The sequence below is a fragment of the Nocardioides sp. GY 10127 genome, from assembly GCF_004919085.1.
GTDB lineage: Bacteria > Actinomycetota > Actinomycetes > Propionibacteriales > Nocardioidaceae > Nocardioides.
This window is the reverse complement of record NZ_STGL01000003.1, coordinates 742,645-763,488: the sequence shown is the minus strand read 5'-3', so window position 1 is coordinate 763,488 and position 20,844 is coordinate 742,645. Positions and strand designations below refer to the sequence as shown.

Here is a 20,844-nt window from a genome sequence, read left to right as displayed (position 1 = left end):
CCGTCACAGGAAAAGCCAGTCGGGGTCCGGGATCCGTGCGTCCGCGCTCGGTGAGCGGTGTCCTGGGCGCGACGAGCGGTCCTGGACGTCGCGACACGGCCGGGTCTGCCGCCTCGGGCTCGCGGCAGCGTCGCCCGCGGTGCACAATCCGGCCCGTGGACCGGCTCGCCCAGGACGTGCGCCCCGGCGACCCCGACTGGTCGCCGGTCGTCCGCACGCGCACCTACGAGCTCGTCCTCGACCGGATCGAGGAGCAGATCGCCGCCGGGCGGCTCTCCATCGGTGACCGGCTGCCGGGGGAGCGGGAGCTCGCCGCGTCGCTGGGGGTCAGCCGCTCCGCGGTCCGCGAGGCCATGCGCGTCCTCGAGGCGATGGGGCTCATCACCCAGGGCACCGGCTCGGGCAAGGACGCCGGCACGGTCGTGACCGCCACGCCCGGGGACGCCCTCACGCGACTGGTCCGGGTCCACGCCCTGCTCAACAGCGTCGCCGGCCGCGACGTCGTGCGCGCGCGCATCGCCCTCGAGCGGGAGTCCGCGCGGCTCGCCGCCGGGCACGCGTCGGCGGCCGACCTCGCCGAGATGGACGAGCACCTCGCGGTGATGGACGACCCGGCCACCGACGTGGCGGAGTTCAACGAGCGGGACACCGCCTTCCACGTGGCGGTCGCGCGGGCGAGCGGCAACGCCCTGGTCGCGGACCTCACCACGGCGCTGCGCACCGCCATGCGCGGGACGCTCCTCACCGCGCTCCAGCAGGCGCCGGACGTCGAGCCGGTGCGCCGGCGGCTGTGCTCCGAGCATCGGGCCATCGCGGACGCCGTGCGCGGCGGCGACCGCCTGCTGGCCGCCGACCTCGTCGAGCGGCACATCGCCGACTTCTACGTCTTCGCGGCGGACGGGCCCGACACCGCCGACACCGCCGACACCGTCGACACCGCCGACTGAGCCGCCGCGGCTCGCTACCGAGGCTCGGGACAGGGGGCGCGTGACCAGGGCCGTGCGGCCGGTGGGCGCCGCGGCCGGAATCTTTCCGGTCCCGACCGCGGCGTCCTCGATCACCCCTGCGGGTGGAGGAACCACCCGGATGTGGTGACTCACTCGAGGACACCTCGACGGTGCCCCGCTGCGACCCCTTCGAACTCACCCGGTCGGGTAGCGGTCCAGTCCGGCGGACGAAACCGACCGCAGAGGTCCCGCCGTCGGTGCACGTCCTGCCGGGTCTTGTGAGAGCATGGACGGCAGTCGCAGCCCGGCACCTCGGGAGGGGTGCCGCCGACTCCGCCCCCGGGAACCTCCGTGGGCGACCCCGGACCTCCACGGCGCCGTTCGAGCCCCCCGGTCGGACGACGCCCCAGGCCCCGCCACCAGCAGGTGGCTTCGTCGATGCTGCGCATGTCCGGCCTGCGGTGGCCAGGGAGAGACCATCGCGGCTGTCGAACGCCTCGGCCTGCCCCGCGCGGCCGACGAAGGAGGAGCCAGTGGCTCGACGAGCCCAGCGACGCTCGCAGAACGGGCGCACCCAGCGCCGCGTGCGCGACCTGGACAACGAGGGGATCATCCCCGTCCTGGCCCGCGCCGTCCGCGAGGTGGAGGGCGCCGCCCAGCGCGGCCCCGTCAACGGCCAGGGACGGATGAAGTTCCAGGTCGTGGCGCTGCTGGTGCGCGAGGAGCGGGCCCGGCTCAAGGCCGACACCGAGTCGAGCGAGTCGCAGCGCAACGAGCAGCTGAAGCGGCTGGACGGGATCGCCACGATCCTCGCCAAGACCGGCACCCGCGACACCTCCCTCCTCCAGCTCCTCGCCGAGGACGCCGAGATCGGGCCCGACGCCCGGGCGCTGCGCCGCGAGATGATGGAGCGCGCCGGCCTCGAGGTCCCCGACGAGCCCGCGCCCGTGCGTCGGTCCACCGAGAACGGGGACGCCGAGCACCGCCGCGTCACCCCGCCGTCCGTCGTGGCGCGCAAGCTCTCCAACCCGTTCCTGGTGCCGGACTTCTCCGGCGTCGCCCTCACCTCCCGCCCCCGCCGCCTCGCCGGCTGGGAGCTGCTCGGCCCGCTGTTCCGCAGCTTCGAGTACGGCGGAGCGTCCGCCTGCATGCCCCTGCCCGAGCCCGAGTCGCTCACCGCCCCCGGCGGGCACACGCTGATGAAGCACCAGGCGCAGCTGATCAACGCCGCCGGCGAGGGTCACCGCACGTTCCTGCTCGCCGACGAGCCGGGCCTGGGCAAGACCGCGCAGGCGCTGCTCGCCGCGCAGGCCGCGAACGCCTACCCGCTGCTCGTGGTCGTGCCCAACGTCGTGAAGACGAACTGGGCGCGCGAGGCCGAGCGCTGGACGCCGACGCACCCGGCCACCGTCGTCCACGGCGACGGCGACGACATGAACGGCTTCGCCGACATCGTGGTCGTCAACTACGAGATCCTCGACCGGCACGTCGGCTGGCTCTCCGACTTCGGGTTCAAGGGGATGGTCGTCGACGAGGCGCACTTCATCAAGAACAAGACCTCCCAGCGCAGCCAGCACGTCCTGCACCTCTCCGAGAAGATCCGGGCCCGGGGCGGCCGACCGCTGCTCATGGCCCTCACCGGCACCCCGCTCATCAACGACATCGAGGACTTCCGGGCCATCTGGCAGTTCCTCGGCTGGATCGACGACAAGGTGCCGCTCGGCCCGCTCATGGAGTGCCTGGAGGAGACCGGCCTCAACCCGGCCGACGGCCCCCAGTTCTACGGCGCCGCCCGCACCTGCGTGGTCAACCAGGGCATCGTGCGCCGCCGCAAGGTCGACGTCGCCGCCGACATCCCGGCCCGTCGCGTGGCCGACCTCCCGGTCGAGCTCGACGACGCCCTGGGCCGCTCGATCAAGGCCGCCGAGGCGGACCTGGCCAAGCGGATGGTCCACCGGTACAACACCGCCCTGGAGACCCGCATCTCCGGGCGCACGGTCGAGGGCATCGACCACGAGCTCGTCCGCCGCGTCGCCGGCTGGGAGCTCGAGGACTCCTCCTCCAGCTCCGACGGCGAGAACGTGTTCTCGATGGTCCGCCGGATCGGTCAGGCCAAGGCCGGCCTCGCGGCCGACTACGCCGCCCAGCTGGCGCGCAACGTCGGCAAGGTCGTCTTCTTCGCCAAGCACGTGGACGTCATGGACACCGCCGAGCGGCTCTTCGACGAGCGCGGCCTGCGGTACTCCTCGATCCGCGGCGACCAGACGCCCAGCGTCCGGCAGAAGAACATCGACGCGTTCGTGGAGGACCCCGACGTGTCGGTGGCGGTCTGCTCGCTCATGGCGGCGGGCGTCGGTCTCAACCTGCAGGTCGCCTCCAACCTCGTCCTCGCCGAGCTGTCGTGGACCGACGCGGAGCAGACCCAGGCGATCGACCGCATCCACCGCATCGGCCAGGACGAGCCGGTCACCGCCTGGCGCGTCATCGCCGCGCACACGATCGACACCCGCATCGCCGAGCTCATCGACTCCAAGGCCGGGCTCGCGGCGGTGGCGCTCGACGGCTCCGACGCGGAGGTCGGCTCCTCCTCCGACGTCCAGCTCGAGGCCCTGGTCTCGCTGCTCACCTCCGCCCTCGAGGCGGAGGAGAAGGCCCAGGCAGGACGCCGCCGCAAGCGCTCCGTCATCGCGCGCTGACCCGCTGCTGACCCGCTGCTGACCCGCTGCTGACCCGCTGCTGACCCGCTGCTGACCCGCCCGGCACGTCGGGCGGGTCGGCTAGCGTGGCGCCCATGCCGCTGCTGCCGTCCGCGCCCCCGCTGGTGCTGCCCGACCTGACCGGCTCCACCTACGTGGTCACCGGCGCGAACTCGGGCCTGGGCCTGGAGTCCACCCGCGCCCTCGTGGCCGCCGGCGCGCACGTCGTGATGGCGGTGCGCGACCCGGGGCGTGGGGAGCAGGCCGCCGCCCAGGTGGCTGCGGGGGCGGCCGGCGCGGGATCGACGGAGGTCCGCGCGCTCGACCTCGCCGACCTCGCCTCCGTGCGGGCCTTCGCCGACGCGTGGGAGGGTCCGCTCACCGGGCTCCTGTGCAACGCCGGGATCATGATGACCCCGCAGGGGCGCACGAAGGACGGCTTCGAGCTCCAGGTCGGCACCAACCACCTCGGCCACTTCGCGCTGACGAACCTGCTGCTGCCGCACGTGACCGACCGCGTCGTGGTGGTCTCCTCGCTGCTGCACCGGGGCCCGCAGCTCGACCCCGACGACCTCGACGTCACCCGCGGGTGGAGCCCGACGCGGGCCTACCAGGTCTCCAAGCTGGCCAACCTGCTGTTCGTCCTCGAGCTGGACCGCCGGCTTGTCGCCGCGGGCTCACCGGTCCGGGCGCTGGCCGCGCACCCCGGGTACGCCGCCACCCACCTCCAGAGCCACCACGCGAGCCGCTTCGCCGTGGCGGCGATGAGCCTGGGCAACCTCGTGCTGGCGACCCCGGCCGCCGAGGGCGCGCGACCCAGCCTGCTGGCGCTCACCGCTGACCTGCCCGGCAACACGTTCGTCGGCCCGACGCGGCTCGGCGGCTTCCGCGGCGCCCCCGGCCCCGTCGGCCGCTCGCCGCAGGCGCTGGACACCGCCACGGCCACGCGGCTCTGGGACGTCTCCGAGGAGCGCACCGGGGTGCACTGGCCGCTCTGAGCCCTCTGAGCCCTCTGAGCCTTCTGGGCGGCCGGCTCAGTCCCGCTGGAGGGCCGCGCCGAACACGAACCGGCACCCGGTGAGCCGCAGCGCGACCCGGGTCGGGTTCTCCCGCGGCACCCGGTAGCGCTGCGCGTACCGGTCGACGGCCCGCGCGACGTCGTCGGGGTCGTCCGTGACCTCACCGACCGCCTCGAGGGTCGACCAGCGTGCCCCGTCCACCTGGCAGGCGGCGACGAGCCGGGCCGTGGGGTCGGGGGAGGACGCGGCGGCCCGCAGGTTGCGCACCTTGCGCGAGGTGACGCCGGTGATCACCCAGGCGCACTCGCGCTCGGGGTCGAGGGCGACGCCGACGGGCACGACGTGCGGACGGCCGTCGGGGCGGCGGGTGGTGAGCGTGCACAGGTGCCGCTCGGTCCAGAAGGCGGCGAGCGGGGCCGGGAGGTCCCAGCCGTCGCGGTCGGTGCGGTGCAGGGCCATCAGATCCACCTCTCGAACCAGATGCGGGTCAGCCACTGGGCATGGGTGAGCAGCGCGTTGGTGTAGATGGGCCAGAACCACGCGAAGTTGAGGATCGTCAGGACGACGAACGACCCGCCGACCACCACGCCGACCGTCCGCCGGGCCGAGGGCGTGCGTGAGGGCCCGATGAGGTGGCCGATCCCGAGCACCACCGAGGTGACGAGGAACGGCAGCGTGAGGATCGCGTAGAAGATGAAGATCGGTCGGTCGTCGTACATCAGCCACGGGAGCCAGGTGGACGCCGTGCCGACGACCGCGACGCCGTGGCGCCAGTCCCGCGCCAGCACCCACATCACGCACGAGAAGATCAGCGCGACGCAGCCGCCCCACCACAGCACCGGGGTGCCCAGCAGCAGCACCTGGCGCAGGCAGTCGCTGTCCGCGGGCGCGGTGCAGCCCCGCGTCCCGGGCTCGATCCCGGTGTCCGCCGCCACGCCCACCGGCCGGTTGAGCAGCAGCCACCCGGACGGCATCGAGGCATAGGTGTGGGTGGCGCAGTTCAGGAAGTGCGTGTGGAACGTGTAGACGTCCTGGTGGTAGTACCAGAGCGAGCGCAGGGACTGGACGACCTCGCCCAGCCCGGTCGCGTCCGGCTCCGTGGCGGTGGGCCAGCGGGCGTCGGTGTCCGGGTCGTCCGACACGTAGGTCTCGCCGTCGCAGTGACCCGAGCCCGTGTACTGCGTGTACTGGGTGGAGGAGAGGTACTCCTCGTACTGGTCGGCGTGGACCAGCCAGCCCGTCCAGGACGCGACGTAGACGAGCAGCGCGACGACCACGAGCTGGAGGAACGCGCCGAAGCCGTCCACCACGACCGAGCGGAGCCGGGCGGCGCGCACGCCGAAGCTGCGCCGGGCGCCCGCGCTCCACAGCCACACCATGACGCCGAACGCGGCGAGCGGGTAGACCGCCGTCCACTTCGTGCCGCACGCCAGGCCCCAGCAGACGCCCGAGACGAGCAGCCACGGACGGAAGAGCAGGCTGCGGACCGGCCCCCAGCCGCGCAGGCCGCGCCCTTCCACCCGGCCGTCGAGCTGGTCGGCGATCCGGTTGCGGAACCAGTCCCGGTCGACCAGCAGCGCCGCCACGGCGCAGAGCATCCAGAACGCGATGAAGATGTCGAGCAGCGCCAGCCGGGACAGCACGAACTGCATGCCGTCGAACATCAGCAGGACGCCGGCGACCAGGCCGAGCGCGGTGGAGCGGGTGAGTCGACGGACCATCCGGACCATCACGACGATCATCAGCGAGCCGATGACCGCGGCGGCGATGCGCCAGCCGAACGGGTCCATCCCGAAGAGCTTCTCGCCGAGGCCGATCATCCACTTGCCGACCTCGGGGTGGACGATCATCGACGGCTCGCCGTCCCACAGGCCGCGGGTGGTGCCGTCCAGGATCTTGTCGTTGGCGTCGTCGACGTAGCCCATGACGTAGCCGTTGTTGATGAGCGACCACGCGTCCTTGGCGTAGTACGTCTCGTCGAACTCGAACTCCGCGGGCTTGCCGAGGTGCCACAGCCGCAGGAAGAAGGCGAGCAGGCCCAGCGCGAACGCCGCGGCCCAGGCCATGACCGGGTCCTCCCAGCGCAGCCGGTGCCGCGCGCGCTGCCAGGCCGAGGGGACGACGAGGCCGGAGGCGGTCCGCGAGAGCGTCTGCTCCCCGGCGGGGCCGCCCGAGACGTCCTGCCCGTCGCGGTTCTCCCAGCCGTCGGGCTCCCGCTCGAGGTCCGGCTCCCGCTCGTACGGGTCCGGCTCGAGAGAGGGGTCCTCGGGCGCCTGCGTGCTCACGGCGGGCATGGTACGCAGCGCAGGCGTCCGCGGCGGGCACCGCGGGTGCGCCTGCGCGGCGGCCGCAGGGGCGGCCTCACGGGCGGCCCCACGGGCGGCCCCACGGGCGGCCCCTCGACCGACCCACGGGCTCGGGGCCCCGCGTCCGGTGCGGCGCCGGGCCCGGGAGGAGGCAGGATGGGCGCGTGCCAGACCACGAGAACGCCCCCCGGGCCCCGCAGTCGGCCGCGTCGTCGGGCCGCCGGCCGGACCCGGAGCACGGGCGGCTGGTGCTCGCCGCCACCCCGATCGGCCGCGTCGACGACGCCCCGCCGCGCCTGGCCGCGGAGCTCGTGCGTGCCGACGTCGTGGCCGCCGAGGACACCCGCCGCCTCACCCGGCTGCTGCGCGAGCTCGAGATCGAGGCGCCCGGCCGGCTGGTCTCCTACTTCGAGGGCAACGAGGCGGCCCGCACCCCCGTCCTGCTGGAGGCGCTGCTGGCGGGCGAGCGCGTCGTCCTCGTCACGGACGCCGGGATGCCCAGCGTGTCCGACCCCGGCTACCGCCTCGTGGCGGCCGCGGTGGAGCACGACGTCCCCGTCACCGCGGTGCCCGGCCCGAGCGCGGTGCTCACCGCACTCGCCGTCAGCGGCCTCCCGGTGGACCGGTTCTGCTTCGAGGGCTTCCTGCCCCGCAAGGCCGGGGAGCGCGGTCGCCGTCTGGGCGTGCTGGCCGCCGAGGAGCGCACGATGGTGTTCTTCGAGGCACCGCACCGCACCGAGGCGGCCCTGGCCGCGATGGCCGAGGCGTTCGGCGGGGACCGCCGCGCCGCGGTCTGCCGCGAGCTGACGAAGACCCACGAGGAGGTCGTCCGCGGGCCCCTCGCCGACCTCGTCGCCTGGGCCGCCGACGGCGTGCGGGGCGAGGTCACGCTCGTCGTCACGGGCGCCGAGCCGGTCGCGGCCGTCGGGGACGACCCGGACTCGTTGCGCGCCGCCGTCGCCGAGGCCGAGGCCGCGGGGACGCCCCGCAAGGACGCCATCCGCGAGGTCGCCCGCCTCGCCGGCGTCCCCAAGCGCGTGGTCTACGACCTCGTGCACCAGTCCTGAGCCGCACCCTCCACCCCACCCACCAGCCCCATCCACCAGCCCCACCCCACGGGAGGTTCCGATGACCCGACTGACCGAGGTGCCCACGCCGGATGGCCTGGTGCTCGACGTCGACGACGCGGGCCCGCTCGACGGGGTGCCCGTCGTGCTGCTGCACGGCTTCCCCGAGCGGGCGACGTCGTGGCGGCTCGTGGCCCCGCTGCTGCACGCGGCCGGGCTGCGGACCTTCGCGGTCGACCAGCGCGGCTACGCGCCCCGCGCCCGTCCCCGCGGGCGCCGGGCGCACGCCCTGGAGCACCTCGCGGACGACGCGGGCGCGGTCGTGACGGCCGTCCGGGCGCTCACCGGCCGCGACGTGCACCTCGTCGGTCACGACTGGGGCGCGATGGTCGCCTGGGCGCTCGCCGCCCGCCCCGGCGCCGTGGCCACGCTGACGGCGCTCTCGGTGCCCCACCCGGCCGCGTTCCTGCGTGCGTTCACCCGCTCCGACCAGGCCCGGCGCTCCTGGTACATGGCCGCGTTCCAGCTGCCGGCGCTCCCCGAGGCGCTGGCCCGCCGCCAGGGCGGCCCGCTGGACCGTCTGCTCGCCCGTGCCGGGATGACCCCGGACGAGCTGTCCCGCTACCGCGCCGAGGTCGTCGAGGACGGCGCGCTGCCCGGTGCGCTCGCCTGGTACCGCGCCCTCCCGCTGGCGCCCCCGCGCGTCGGCCGGGTGCGCGTGCCCACCACCATGGTGTGGTCCGACGGGGACTCCGCGATCGGCCGCACCGCGGTCGACGGGTGCGAGGCGTTCGTGCGGGCCGAGTACGAGCTCGTCGTCCTGGCCGGGGTGACCCACTGGCTGCCCACCCAGGCGCCCGAGGCGGTCGCGGAGGCGGTCGTCGAGCGGGTGCTGGGCAGGGCCGACCAGGGCTGAGCGGGGCTGACGAGGGCTGACCACGGCACGGCAGAGCAGAGGAAGAGCAGAGGAAGAGGAGAGCGATGAGCGAGGGGCCGGTGCGCAGCCGCGCGGCGACGAGCGAGGACGGCAGCCGCCGCAACCGGGAGCGGCCGCCCGCGCCGGAGCCGCTGCCGCACCCGGTGGTCGACAACCACTGCCACCTCGACATCGCCGACGGCGACTGGCTGGAGACCACCGAGGCGCTGCGCGCGTCGGCCTCGGTGGGGGTGCCCCGGATCGTCCAGATCGGCTGCGACCTGCCGGGTGCGCGCTGGGCCGTGGAGGCCGCGGCCGAGCACGAGGACCTCGTGGCCGGCGTCGCGATCCACCCCAACGACGCGGCGACGCTGGCCGAGCGCGGCGAGCTCGGGGCGGCGCTGGCCGAGATCGAGCGGCTGGCGGGCGCGCACGACAAGGTCCGGGCGGTGGGGGAGACCGGGCTCGACTACTTCCGCACCGGGCCGGAGGGGGTGGCGGCGCAGAAGGAGTCGTTCGCCTTCCACGTCGACCTGGCCAAGCGGCTGGACCGGACGCTGGTCATCCACGACCGGGACGCCCACGCCGACGTCCTCGACCTCCTGGACGCCGAGGGGGCGCCCGAGCGCTGGGTCATGCACTGCTTCTCGGGGGACGCGGCCTTCGCCCGCGCCTGCCTGGACCGCGGGGCCTACCTGTCCTTCGCGGGGCCGGTGACGTTCAAGCGCAACGACGACCTGCGCGAGGCGCTCGCGGTGGCCCCGCAGGACAGGGTGCTGGTGGAGACCGACGCGCCCTACCTGACCCCGCACCCGTTCCGCGGCCGGCCGAACGCCTCCTACCTCGTGCCCGTGACGCTGCGGGTGATGGCCGAGACGCGCGGGGAGGACCTGGGCGAGCTGTGCGCCGCCATCGACGCCTCGACGGACCGGGCGTTCGGGGGGCCCTGGGGGTCGGCGCTGAGGCCGACTCAGTAACCCCAGAAGTCACACTCTTCACACGCGTCACAGCAGGTGGGGCCGCGTGTCGCCCGTGCGGGGCCTGAGAAGCCGTGAAGCGCGCGTGAAGATCCTCACCGGGCAACCGTTTGTCCCGGCTGTGTCGCGGGCGTGGATCGACGCCACGACCCGGCGCGCCGCCGGGCCCGCGCGGCCTCCGTCCTCGCAGGTCGGGCCAGGGGTGGGGGTGTTCACCCAGGTCACGACGGCGTGTCCGGACGGCCCACGGCTGGCCGAGGGGCTGTCCACAGCCTGTCCACATCGACTTGCTTCCCGCCGGGACCGCTGGTCTGCTGGGTCATCGACAGCCGGGAGGGCACGCCACGCGCGCCCCTCGGCAGCGGGCCGCCGCCCACGTCGTCCGGGGGACACCTCCCGAGCGCCGCCGGTGGCCTCGGCCGAGGGCGACCGCCCGGGGCCGGACGCTGCCGGACCGCCCTGCCCGGGGACGCCGACGTTCGGAGAACCGTGCAGCACTCGCTCATGATCCTGGCCCGTAGCCGAGCCCTCCTCGTGACCCTCGCGGTCGTGGCGGTGCTGGCAGTCGCAGGGACCACGGTGGGCTACGCAGCCCTCGGGAAGACCGTCACGCTCAGCCTGGACGGGCACACCGAGACCGTGGACTCCAGGGCCGGGACGGTGGGTGAGCTCCTCACCGCCGAGGGCGTCGAGGTCGGACCGCACGACGTCGTCGCCCCGGGCGTCGACGAGCAGCTCGAGGACGGGTCCTCGATCACCGTCCGCTACGGCCGGAAGCTGACGGTCGACGTCGACGGCGAGAAGCAGACCTACTGGGTCACCGCGACCGACATCGGCTCGGCGCTGGACGAGATCGGCAAGAGCTTCACCAACGCCGACCTCTCGCTCTCCCGCGGCGGCGAGCTCGACCGCTCCGGCGCGACGCTCGCCGTCGTGACGCCGAAGAAGGTCACCCTCCGCGTCGGGGCCGGCAAGGCCCGCACCACCACGCTCACCGTCTCCACCGTCGGCGAGGCGCTGAAGGCGGCCGGCGTGAAGCTCGGCAAGCGCGACTCGGTGACCCCCAAGGCCTCCTCCGAGGTCGAGACCGGCGACACCATCAAGGTGACCCGGGTCGACGTCCGCCTGCGGACCGTCTCCGAGTCCGTCGCCTACTCCACCGTGGAGAAGAACGACTCCTCCTCCTACGAGGGCACCTCGACGGTGAAGACCGCCGGCGTCAACGGCACCCGCGACGCCACCTACCGGGTGGTGACCCGCAACGGCAAGGTCGTGAAGCGGACGCTGGTCAACAGCGTCGTCACCCAGGAGCCCGTCGACGAGGTCGTCGCCGTCGGCACCAAGGCGCGGCCCACCACGTCGTCCTCGTCGTCCTCCTCGTCCTCGAGCAGCGGCTCGTCGGTGTGGGACCAGCTCGCGCAGTGCGAGGCGGGCGGCAACTGGGCCACCAACACCGGCAACGGCTACTACGGCGGTCTCCAGTTCAGCCTCGGCACGTGGCAGGCCTACGGCGGCACCGGGCTGCCGAGCGACGCCAGCCGCGAGACCCAGATCGCCATCGCCACCAAGGTCCGCGACGCGTCCGGCGGCTACGGCGCCTGGCCCGGGTGCGCGGCCGCGCTCGGCCTGCCGACCTGATCGCTCGCCGCTCGCCGGTTCGGCCCCCCGCCTGGTCGGCACTAGCCTTCACCCCATGACAGACACCTCCGCCGGTCCGAGCCTGCTCGGGCCGGCGGAGGTGCGTCAGCTCGCGGACGAGCTCGACCTGCGCCCCACCAAGCAGCGCGGCCAGAACTTCGTCATCGACCCCAACACCGTCCGGCGGATCGTCCGGGAGTCCGGCGTGGGCGCCGACGACGTCGTCGTCGAGGTCGGGCCGGGTCTCGGGTCGCTCACGCTGGCCCTGCTCGAGGTCGTCGGTCGCGTGGTCGCCATCGAGCTGGACGACGTCCTGGCCGGTCGCCTCCCGCGCACCATCGCCGAGCGCGCACCGGGCCGGGAGGACGACGTCGTCGTCGTGCTCTCCGACGCCCTGCGCGTCACCGAGCTGCCCGGCCCGGCCCCGACCGCGCTCGTCGCGAACCTGCCGTACAACGTCTCGGTGCCGGTGCTGCTGCACCTGCTGGCCCTGCTGCCGTCGCTGGAGCGCGGGCTCGTCATGGTCCAGGCCGAGGTGGCCGACCGCCTCGCCGCCCGGCCCGGCTCGAAGGTCTACGGCGTCCCGTCGGTGAAGGCGGCCTGGTTCGCGGACGTGCGCCGCGCCGGCGCCATCGGCCGCAACGTGTTCTGGCCGGCCCCCAACGTCGACTCGGGCCTCGTGGCCTGGGAGCGCCGCGACCCGCCCCTCGGCCCGTCCGGGAGCCCGGTGGAGCGGGAGGCCGTCTTCGCGGTCGTCGACGCCGCCTTCGCGCAGCGTCGCAAGGCCCTGCGGGGCGCGCTGCGGGCGCTGGCACCGGCCGAGCAGGTGGACGCCGCGCTGGCCGCGGCCGGCGTGGACCCGTTGGCCCGCGGTGAGAGCCTGGTCGTCGAGGACTTCGTCGCGGTCGCCGAGGCGCTGGTCGGCACCGGGTGGTCCGCGACCGCCAGGTCGGGCAAGGCCCGCCGCGCGGCCCGGGACGAGGGCCGGGACAAGGCCGCCCAGGACAAGGCCGCCCAGGACGGGGCCCCCCAGGACAAGCACAGCCAGGAGAAGAGCCCCGGGTCGCCGGGGGAGGAGAACGCGTGAGCCTGCTGACCGACGAGCCCCTCGGACCCCAGGTCACGGTGCGGGCGCCGGCCAAGATCAACCTCTTCCTCGGGGTCGCCGCCCTGGCCTCCGACGGGTTCCACCCGCTCACGACCGTCTACCAGGCCGTGGGCCTCTACGACGACGTCACGGTGAGCGAGGCCGGCGAGTGGTCGCTGCGGCTGCTCGGCGACCCGCGGGTGGACCTGGACGCCGTGCCGACCGACGACTCCAACATCGCCCTGCGCGCCGCCCGGGCGCTGCTCGCCCACCACGGCATGGAGCACCGCGCCCTGGCGATGACCATCCACAAGTCGATCCCGGTGGCCGGCGGGATGGCGGGCGGCTCGGCCGACGCCGCCGCCGCGCTCGTCGCCACCGACCGGGCCCTGGACCTCCAGACCCCGGACGAGGACCTGCTCCGGATCGCGGCCTCGCTGGGCAGCGACGTCCCGTTCGCGCTCTTCGGCGGCACCGCGCTGGGCCGCGGTCACGGCGAGGAGGTCGAGCCCCTCGAGGACGCCGGCGGCTGGTGGTGGGTGGTGGTCGAGAGCGACCTGGGCCTGTCCACCCCGACCGTGTACCGCGCGTTCGACGACCTGCACGCCCAGGCGGGGACGAGCGGCCCGGCCGACGCGCCGGCGCTGCCGGCGTCCCTGCTGGAGGCGCTGGTCAACGCCGACGTCGACACCCTCGCGGCGGCCCTGCACAACGACCTCCAGGCGCCCGCCCTGCACCTGCGGGCGGACCTGGGCCGCACCGTCGAGCAGGCGGAGGCGGCCGGCGGCCGGGCGGCGCTGCTCTCCGGCTCCGGCCCGACCGTGCTCGTGCTGTGCGCGAGCCGCGACGAGGCAGACGGCGTCCGTGAGCGGCTGGTCGAGGCCGGCCACGAGCGGGTCACCGCGGTCCCGGCCCCCGTGGCCGGCGTCCACGTGGTGGAGCACGCCTGATGGCCGCGCCGCTCAACCTCCTCAACCTGGAGAAGGTCTCGAAGTCCTACGGCGTCCGGCCGCTGCTCTCCGAGGTCTCCCTCGGCGTCGGCGCCGGCGACCGGATCGGCATCGTCGGTCGCAACGGCGACGGCAAGTCCACGCTCCTGCGGGTCATGACCGGGCAGGAGGAGGCGGACTCGGGCCGCGTCTCGCAGCAGCGCGGCCTGCTCATGGGCTTCCTCCACCAGGGGGACACGCTGGACGACACCCACACCGTGCGCGAGGCGGTGCTGGGCGGCCGGGCCGACCACGAGTGGGCCGCCGACCCGCGCACCCGCGAGGTCGTCACCGAGCTGCTGGCCGGGATCGAGCTCGACCGCGCGGTCGTGGGGCTCTCCGGCGGCGAGCGGCGCCGCTGCTCGCTGGCGTCCCTGCTGCTGGGCGACGACGACCTCATCGTGCTCGACGAGCCCACCAACCACCTGGACGTCGAGGCGGTCGCCTGGCTGGCGCAGCACCTCGCCCGGCGTCCCTCGGCCCTCGTCGTGGTGACCCACGACCGCTGGTTCCTCGACGAGGTCTGCCAGTGGACGTGGGAGGTGCACGACGGCGTCGTGGACGTCTACGAGGGCGGGTACGCCGCCTTCACCCTGGCCAAGGCCGAGCGGGCGCGGCAGGCCGCCGCGACCGAGGAGAAGCGGCAGAACCTGGTGCGCAAGGAGCTGGCGTGGCTGCGCCGCGGCGCGCCGGCCCGCACGTCGAAGCCGAAGTTCCGGATCGAGGCCGCCAACGCGCTCATCGAGGACGAGCCGCCGCCGCGCGACCGCCTCGAGCTGGAGCAGTTCGCCACCCAGCGCCTCGGCAAGGACGTCGTGGACCTGGAGGACGTCGACCTGGTCCGCGGCGAGCGCCGACTGCTCGAGCGCTGCACGTGGCGGCTGGGCCCGGGGGACCGGGTCGGGCTCGTCGGCGTGAACGGCGCCGGCAAGACGTCCGTGCTCAACCTCGTGGCCGGCTCGGTGCCGCCCACGGCGGGTCGGGTCAAGCACGGACGCACCGTCGCGCTCGCCCACCTCACCCAGGCCATCGACGAGGTGGACCCCGAGGCGCGGGTGCTCGGCACCATCGAGCGCACCCGCTCCGAGGTGCGGACCCTCGGCGGCCGAGACCTCTCGCCGACCGCGTTGCTGGAGCAGTTCGGGTTCACCGGCGACCGGCTCACCGCCCGCCTCGGCGACCTCTCCGGCGGCGAGCGGCGCCGGTTCCAGCTGCTGAAGCTGCTGCTGGAGGAGCCCAACGTCCTCCTGCTCGACGAGCCCACCAACGACCTCGACATCGAGACCCTCCGCGTCCTCGAGGACTTCCTCGACTCCTGGCCCGGCACGCTCGTCGTCGTCTCCCACGACCGGTACTTCCTCGAGCGGGTCACCGACGCCACCTGGGCGCTCCTCGGCGACGGGCAGGTCTCGCTGCTGCCCCGCGGGGTGGACGAGTACCTCGAGCGGCGGTCGGCGATGCTGGCCGCGGCGGAGGCGGCTGCGTCCGCGCCGTCCGTGGCGTCCGCTGCTCCCGCCGCTTCCTCTGCCGCCTCGGCGCCGACGGCCGCCCTGCGCGCCAAGGCCGGCTCGGCCGAGGAGCGGGCCGCCCGCAAGACCCTCGCCCGCCTCGACAAGCGGCTGGAGAAGATCGCCGAGCGGGAGGCCGAGCTGAACGCCGCCGTCCTCGAGGCGGCCAGCGACCACGAGGCGCTCGCCCGCATCTCCGCCGAGCTCTCGACGCTGGCTGCGGAGAAGGACGACGTCGAGGCCGAGTGGCTCGAGGCGGCCGAGCTGCTGGAGTGACGCCCGCGGCTGGGAGCTGGACGTCCTCAGACCGGAACAACGGGGCCGCCCCGGGTCCGGGTGCAGGTCGGCAGGCCGATGACCTGCGGCGACGGTGTGCCGCGACGGTGCGTCGCCGGCGTTGTTCCGGTCTGAGGACGGGCCTGCCCGGACAAGAGCCGAGCAAGCGTGTGCGCCGCGTCTCAACCGCCCCGAGCCGCCGCCGATGAGCCACCTGGACCGACCACACCCGCCAGGAGGTGCCCCGTGAAGATGAACCGTGACGTCCTCGTGCTCACGGGCGGAGCCTCGCGCGGCGCCGTCCAGGTCGGGATGATGCAGGCGCTGGTCGATCGCGGCGTCCGCCCGGCCGGCTTCGTCGGCACCTCGGTCGGCGCGCTCAACGCCAGCTACCTCGCCGGGCACGACCCGGTGGACGGTCCGGAGGAGCTCGCCGAGCACTGGCTGCGACTGAGCTCGCGCGACGTCTTCCCGGGCAGCCACTGGGCCCGCCCCTGGCACGTCCTGCGGCACCGCACCTCGCTCTACCGCACGGACGGTCTCGAGCGGCTGGTCGACGACTGGACCGAGCACCGCCGGCTCGAGGACCTCCCCGTCCCGCTGCGCGTGTGCACCACGCGGCTGGAGACGGGCGACGCGGTCTACCACGACACCGGGCTGCTGCGCTCGGTGCTGCTCGCCTCGACGGCCCTGCCGAGCGTCTTCCCGCCCGTCGTCCTGCCGGGCGACGACGGCGAGCCCGGCACGCACGTGGACGGCGGCATCGCCGCCCTCGTCCCGCTGGCCGGCGCCGAGGCGTTGGCGCCCACGCGGGTCTTCCTCCTGGACGCCAGCGTCGGCCCGCGCCGGAGGCAGCTGCGGCACCCCATCGACGTGCTTCTGGCGGCCCTGGCCGTCTCCATGCGCATCCGGCCCGGGGCGGATCTCGGCGCCGGGGTCGAGCTCGTCCACCTCACGGCCCCGGACCTCGACGTCCGCATGCACGACTTCAGCCGGACGGCGGAGCACATCGCCCTCGGCCGCGAGCACGCGGCGGCCGTCCTGGACTCGCGGCTGCGGCTGGTCGCCTGAGGCGGGTCAGCCCCGGTCGGCGGGGCCGGTGCCCTGGCCGGCGCTCGGGCTCGAGAACGGCACCAGCAGCGTCCGCAGGAGGTCGCCGAGCTCGTCGCGGCGGTCGTCGCTGAGCGCGGCCAGCAGGGTGCGCTCGGCGTCGATGAGCCGGGTGAACGCGCGGTCCACGACGGTGCGTCCCTCGGGGGTCAGGCGCACGAGGACGCCGCGGCGGTCCGCGGGGTCCGGGTGCCGCTCCACGAAGCCCTGGGCGGCGAGCCGGTCGACCCGGTTGGTCATCGTCCCGCTCGTCACGAGCGTCTCGCGGATGAGCCGGCCGGGGGAGAGCTCGTAGGCCCCGCCGGCCCGGCGCAGGGCCGCGAGCACGTCGAACTCCCAGGCCTCGATGCCCTCGGCGGAGAACGCCTCGCGGCGGGCGAGGTCGAGGTGGCGGGCCAGGCGACTGATCCGGCTGAAGACGGCGACGGGGGCCAGGTCGAGGTCGGGACGCTCGCGGGCCCAGGCCTCGCTCAGCTCGTCGACTTCGTCCCGCACCCCGTCAGTGTAGGCCAGGCAGACCCGTCGAGATTCTCGATGTCGAGATTTCTTGAGGACGCTCGGAGCGCTCGTTCCGGAGCCTGGAAGCCCTGGAGCAGAGCCGGGTCCGTGTGGTGCTGTCGGCTACCCTCGGCTGTCGTGAGATCCTTGTCGCACGCCTTTACCGTCCGCCTCGGCGGGCGTACAACCCAATACTGGGGAAATTCGCTCAAATCCCCTCCGGGGTACCCGATGGGTGGGCAGGCTGGGGTCACTGTCGTTCGGGCGACAGGTGCACACTGACGGGCGAGTAATTCCATGCCCGGCTGGGCATAACGTCCAGCGACACCAGCCGTTGGAACAAGAGTCGAGAGTCGCCCCGGAGAACGTCACGGGGGAGTGCGGGAGAACGGGACGACCGCTCGACCGCCCACGTAGCCCGTGGGTGCGCAGCACCTCATCCCGCATGCAAGAAAGGCAGTCATCGATGGACAGCAAGCCTGAGCTCGTCAGTGTCGTCAACCGTCTGCGCCGCGCGCAGGGTCAGCTGGGGGGCGTCCTCCGGATGATCGAGGAGGGTCGTGAGACCGACGACGTCCTGAGCCAGCTCAAGGCCGTCTCGCGGGCCCTCGACCGCGCCGGCTTCGCCCTCATCGCCACCGAGCTCCGGCGTTCACTCGCCGACCTCCCGGAGGACGAGGTGGCGCGCCTGGAGCGCAGCTTCCTCTCCATGACCTGAGCCCGGGCCGCGAGACCCGGGGCAACGGCAAGTTACCGATCGGTAGATCCGCTGTACCCTGGGTCACATGAGCCAGGTCCACGCCATGTGGCGCACCACGACGTCCCTGCCGATCGTGGGGCCCACGCTGGGCAAGACGGTCTTCAGCCTCCTCTTCGGCCAGAAGGCCCCCTACTTCGCCACCGTGCGCCCGCGCTTCACGGTGCTCGAGCCCAACCGGGCCGAGCTCGTCGTGAAGCTGCGGCGAGGGGTGAAGAACCACATCGGGACGCTCCACGCCATCGCGCTGTGCAACGGGCTGGAGGCGGCGATGGGCGCGCTCGCCGAGGTCACGATCCCCGCCGACAAGCGGTGGATCCCGCAGGGCATGGACGTCCGCTACACCGCCAAGGCCAGCAGCGACGTCACCTGCATCGCCGAGACCGACCCCGAGCAGTGGACCAGTGACGAGCCCGCCCTCGACGTCCGGGTCAAGGGCGTCCGGGACGACGGGACCGTCGTGATCGAGGGCGTCATCCACCTCTGGGTCACCCCGAGGAAGCCGCAGGGCTGACGTCGCGGCACGCCCGCCGATCGCCAGGCGCCGAGTCGCCGCCGACGGAGACCCGCGCGGAGCGTCCTGACGATTCCCGCTCGTCTGCCGGGGCTCTTACCCTGGTGAGGCCATGACGACCACCGCCGACACCGCCGCCCGCACCTACGAGGTCAAGACCTACGGGTGCCAGATGAACGTCCACGACTCCGAGCGCCTCACCGGGCTCCTCGAGGACGCCGGCTACGTCGCCGCGCCGGACGGCGAGCAGGCCGACGTGGTCGTCTTCAACACCTGCGCGGTGCGCGAGAACGCCGACAACAAGCTGTACGGCAACCTCGGCCACCTCGCGCCGGTCAAGGCGGCGAAGCCGGGTATGCAGATCGCCGTCGGCGGCTGCCTGGCGCAGAAGGACCGCGACACCATCACGGCCAAGGCGCCCTACGTCGACGTCGTCTTCGGCACCCACAACATCGGCTCCCTGCCGGCCCTGCTCGAGCGGGCGCGGGTGAACGAGGAGGCCCAGGTCGAGATCCTGGAGAGCCTCGAGGTCTTCCCGTCGACGCTGCCGACCAAGCGCGAGTCGGCCTACGCCGCCTGGGTCTCGATCAGCGTCGGCTGCAACAACACGTGCACCTTCTGCATCGTCCCGAGCCTGCGCGGCAAGGAGAAGGACCGCCGCCCCGGCGAGATCCTCGCCGAGATCGAGGCGCTGGTCGCCGAGGGCGTCACCGAGGTGACCCTGCTCGGCCAGAACGTCAACGCCTACGGCGTCGAGTTCGGCGACCGCCAGGCCTTCTCGAAGCTCCTGCGGGCCTGCGGCGACATCGAGGGCCTGGAGCGGGTCCGCTTCACCAGCCCGCACCCGGCCGAGTTCACCGACGACGTCATCGAGGCGATGGCCGAGACGCCGAACGTGATGCCCAGCCTGCACATGCCGCTGCAGTCCGGCTCCGACCGCGTGCTCAAGGCGATGCGGCGCTCCTACCGCTCGACGAAGTACCTCGGGATCATCGAGAAGGTCCGCGCGCTCGTCCCGGACGCCGCGCTCACCACCGACATCATCGTCGGCTTCCCCGGCGAGACGGAGGAGGACTTCGAGGAGACCCTCCGGGTCGTCGCCGCGTCCCGCTTCACCAGCGCCTTCACCTTCCAGTACTCCATCCGCCCCGGCACCCCGGCCGCGACGATGCCCGACCAGGTGCCGCCGGCGGTCGTCAAGGACCGCTACCAGCGCCTCGTGGCCCTCCAGGAGGAGATCTCCTGGGAGCTCAACAAGGAGCAGGTCGGCCGCACGCTCGAGGTGATGGTCTCCGAGGGGGAGGGGCGCAAGGACGCCGAGACCCGCCGGCTCTCCGGCCGCGCGCCCGACAACCGGCTCGTCCACTTCGCCGTGCCCGACGCCTCGCTCGGCGAGGTCCGCCCCGGCGACATGGTCACCGTCGAGGTCACCTACGCCGCGCCGCACCACCTCGTCGCCGACACCGTCCTCGGCCTCCGGCGCACGCGCTCGGGGGACGCCTGGGAGCGCCGCACCGCCCAGCCCGCCCAGCCCGCGGGCGTCTCGCTGGGCATGCCGGCCGTCGGCGTCCCCGCGCCGCTGCCGCCCGCCCCGGCCTGCGGCTGAGGCCCGCCACCGGGCCGCGTGGCCGGTCCGGTGCGCCGGCGTGAGGAGACTCCCGGGCACCGCTCGCGACGCCACGTCAGGTGACGGGGTACGGTCGTGCCACTCGACGGCCTGACTCGGAAGGACCGCCCGTGCCTGCTGACGCACCCACCATCCTCGCGACCTCCGGAGGTGCTGTCATGGGCAGCCGCGTCCGCTGGGAGCCCGGCCCGCTCACGGAGCTGGCCGTCGACCTCGCCGGAGTCACCGGGCGTGCACCCAAGGTGTGCTTCCTGGGCACCGCGTGCGGCGACTCGCCGGGCCTGATCCGCGACTTCTACGACGCGGTGCAGAGCCGCGGCTGGACGGGCAGCCACCTCCAGCTGTTCACCATGCCGAACGTCGAGGACATCACCGCGCACCTCCTCGACGCCGACGTCGTGTGGGTCTGGGGCGGCTCCGTCGCCGGCCTGCTCGCCCTGTGGCGCCTGCACGGGGTGGACGCCGCGATGCGCACCGCCTGGGAGGCCGGCGTCGTGCTCACGGGCGTCTCGGCCGGCTCGATCTGCTGGCACACCGGCGGCACCACCGACTCCTTCGGGCCGCAGCTGCGCCCCATCACCAACGGCCTGGGCCTGGTGCCGTTCAGCAACGGCGTCCACTACGACTCCGAGCCGCAGCGGCGTCCGCTCTTCCAGTCGCTCGTCGCCGACGGCACCCTGCCCACCGGCTACGCCACCGACGACGGGGCCGGCGTCCTCTACCGCGGCACCGAGATGGTGGGCGCCTACGCCGAGACCGCCACCGCGGGCGCCTACCTGGTCGAGCAGGACGCTGCGGGCGACGGCGTCGTCGAGACCCCGCTCGACGTCACGCGGCTCTGACCGCGTCCGTCCTCAGACCGGAACAACCGGCCGACCTCAGGGCGGCCGGCGGGGCGGCAGCTCGCTGACC

At 74.1% G+C, this 20,844-nt stretch carries 18 protein-coding genes; 15 read left to right on the top strand and 3 right to left on the bottom strand.

Annotated features, from left to right (window positions below; genetic code table 11):
- Positions 1–155: 155 nt before the first annotated feature.
- From E8D37_RS06980 to E8D37_RS06970, 3 genes are all read left to right on the top strand, one after another.
- Entirely contained in the window at positions 156–947 is a 792-nt protein-coding gene (locus E8D37_RS06980) for a FadR/GntR family transcriptional regulator (RefSeq protein ID WP_206055597.1), read from the top strand.
- Between the two features lie 533 nt (positions 948–1,480).
- Positions 1,481–3,643 carry a DEAD/DEAH box helicase gene (locus E8D37_RS06975; protein WP_136569002.1) on the top strand — a complete coding sequence of 721 codons (2,163 nt, stop codon included), beginning with the start codon at positions 1,481–1,483 and terminating at the stop codon, positions 3,641–3,643.
- A 95-nt stretch (positions 3,644–3,738) separates the two neighbouring features.
- Entirely contained in the window at positions 3,739–4,641 is a 903-nt protein-coding gene (locus E8D37_RS06970; protein WP_136569001.1) for an oxidoreductase, read from the top strand.
- A gap of 36 nt (positions 4,642–4,677) precedes the next feature.
- Here the strand turns inward: E8D37_RS06970 and E8D37_RS06965 are convergent, their stop codons facing one another.
- Complete coding sequence (locus tag E8D37_RS06965; RefSeq protein WP_136569000.1) at positions 4,678–5,121, bottom strand: pyridoxamine 5'-phosphate oxidase family protein; 444 nt, start codon at positions 5,119–5,121, stop codon at positions 4,678–4,680.
- Entirely contained in the window at positions 5,121–6,947 is a 1,827-nt protein-coding gene (locus E8D37_RS06960; protein ID WP_240770232.1) for a phospholipid carrier-dependent glycosyltransferase, read from the bottom strand. The genes E8D37_RS06965 and E8D37_RS06960 overlap by 1 nt, the downstream gene beginning before the upstream one ends.
- Before the next feature lie 266 nt (positions 6,948–7,213).
- Here E8D37_RS06960 and rsmI point away from each other — a divergent pair, with 266 nt between their 5' ends.
- The 8 genes from rsmI to E8D37_RS06920 all read left to right on the top strand — a co-directional run bounded on the left by rsmI (position 7,214) and on the right by E8D37_RS06920 (position 16,497).
- Positions 7,214–8,035: a 16S rRNA (cytidine(1402)-2'-O)-methyltransferase gene (rsmI, locus tag E8D37_RS06955; protein WP_206055624.1), complete on the top strand. Its 822-nt coding sequence runs from the start codon at positions 7,214–7,216 to the stop codon at positions 8,033–8,035.
- 61 nt (positions 8,036–8,096) lie between these two features.
- A complete protein-coding gene (locus tag E8D37_RS06950; protein WP_136568997.1) occupies positions 8,097–8,951 on the top strand; it encodes an alpha/beta fold hydrolase in 855 nt (284 codons plus the stop codon).
- 65 nt (positions 8,952–9,016) lie between these two features.
- A complete protein-coding gene (locus E8D37_RS06945; RefSeq protein ID WP_136568996.1) occupies positions 9,017–9,928 on the top strand; it encodes a TatD family hydrolase in 912 nt (303 codons plus the stop codon).
- Positions 9,929–10,417: 489 nt separating this feature from the next.
- A complete protein-coding gene (locus E8D37_RS06940; protein WP_276606468.1) occupies positions 10,418–11,566 on the top strand; it encodes a resuscitation-promoting factor in 1,149 nt (382 codons plus the stop codon).
- Between the two features lie 55 nt (positions 11,567–11,621).
- Complete coding sequence (gene rsmA, locus E8D37_RS06935) at positions 11,622–12,653, top strand: 16S rRNA (adenine(1518)-N(6)/adenine(1519)-N(6))-dimethyltransferase RsmA (RefSeq protein WP_136568995.1); 1,032 nt, start codon at positions 11,622–11,624, stop codon at positions 12,651–12,653.
- Positions 12,650–13,603, top strand: a complete 954-nt coding sequence (locus E8D37_RS06930; protein ID WP_240770231.1) for a 4-(cytidine 5'-diphospho)-2-C-methyl-D-erythritol kinase — start codon at positions 12,650–12,652, stop codon at positions 13,601–13,603. Before rsmA ends, E8D37_RS06930 begins: the two co-directional genes overlap by 4 nt.
- Positions 13,603–15,426 carry an ABC-F family ATP-binding cassette domain-containing protein gene (locus E8D37_RS06925; RefSeq protein WP_136568994.1) on the top strand — a complete coding sequence of 608 codons (1,824 nt, stop codon included), beginning with the start codon at positions 13,603–13,605 and terminating at the stop codon, positions 15,424–15,426. The genes E8D37_RS06930 and E8D37_RS06925 overlap by 1 nt, the downstream gene beginning before the upstream one ends.
- A gap of 252 nt (positions 15,427–15,678) precedes the next feature.
- Entirely contained in the window at positions 15,679–16,497 is an 819-nt protein-coding gene (locus E8D37_RS06920; RefSeq protein WP_240770251.1) for a patatin-like phospholipase family protein, read from the top strand.
- A 6-nt stretch (positions 16,498–16,503) separates the two neighbouring features.
- On the opposite strand, the gene E8D37_RS06915 is transcribed toward E8D37_RS06920, so the two are convergent.
- Complete coding sequence (locus E8D37_RS06915; protein WP_136568992.1) at positions 16,504–17,031, bottom strand: MarR family transcriptional regulator; 528 nt, start codon at positions 17,029–17,031, stop codon at positions 16,504–16,506.
- A 469-nt stretch (positions 17,032–17,500) separates the two neighbouring features.
- Here E8D37_RS06915 and E8D37_RS06910 point away from each other — a divergent pair, with 469 nt between their 5' ends.
- The 4 genes from E8D37_RS06910 to E8D37_RS06895 all read left to right on the top strand — a co-directional run bounded on the left by E8D37_RS06910 (position 17,501) and on the right by E8D37_RS06895 (position 20,774).
- Positions 17,501–17,752: a metal-sensitive transcriptional regulator gene (locus tag E8D37_RS06910; RefSeq protein WP_136568991.1), complete on the top strand. Its 252-nt coding sequence runs from the start codon at positions 17,501–17,503 to the stop codon at positions 17,750–17,752.
- 67 nt (positions 17,753–17,819) lie between these two features.
- Positions 17,820–18,305 carry a hotdog fold domain-containing protein gene (locus tag E8D37_RS06905; RefSeq protein ID WP_136568990.1) on the top strand — a complete coding sequence of 162 codons (486 nt, stop codon included), beginning with the start codon at positions 17,820–17,822 and terminating at the stop codon, positions 18,303–18,305.
- Between the two features lie 112 nt (positions 18,306–18,417).
- On the top strand, positions 18,418–19,911 hold the full coding sequence (gene miaB, locus E8D37_RS06900) for a tRNA (N6-isopentenyl adenosine(37)-C2)-methylthiotransferase MiaB (RefSeq protein ID WP_136568989.1): 1,494 nt from the start codon (positions 18,418–18,420) through the stop codon (positions 19,909–19,911).
- 131 nt (positions 19,912–20,042) lie between these two features.
- On the top strand, positions 20,043–20,774 hold the full coding sequence (locus tag E8D37_RS06895) for a peptidase E (RefSeq protein WP_136568988.1): 732 nt from the start codon (positions 20,043–20,045) through the stop codon (positions 20,772–20,774).
- Positions 20,775–20,844: the final 70 nt, after the last annotated feature.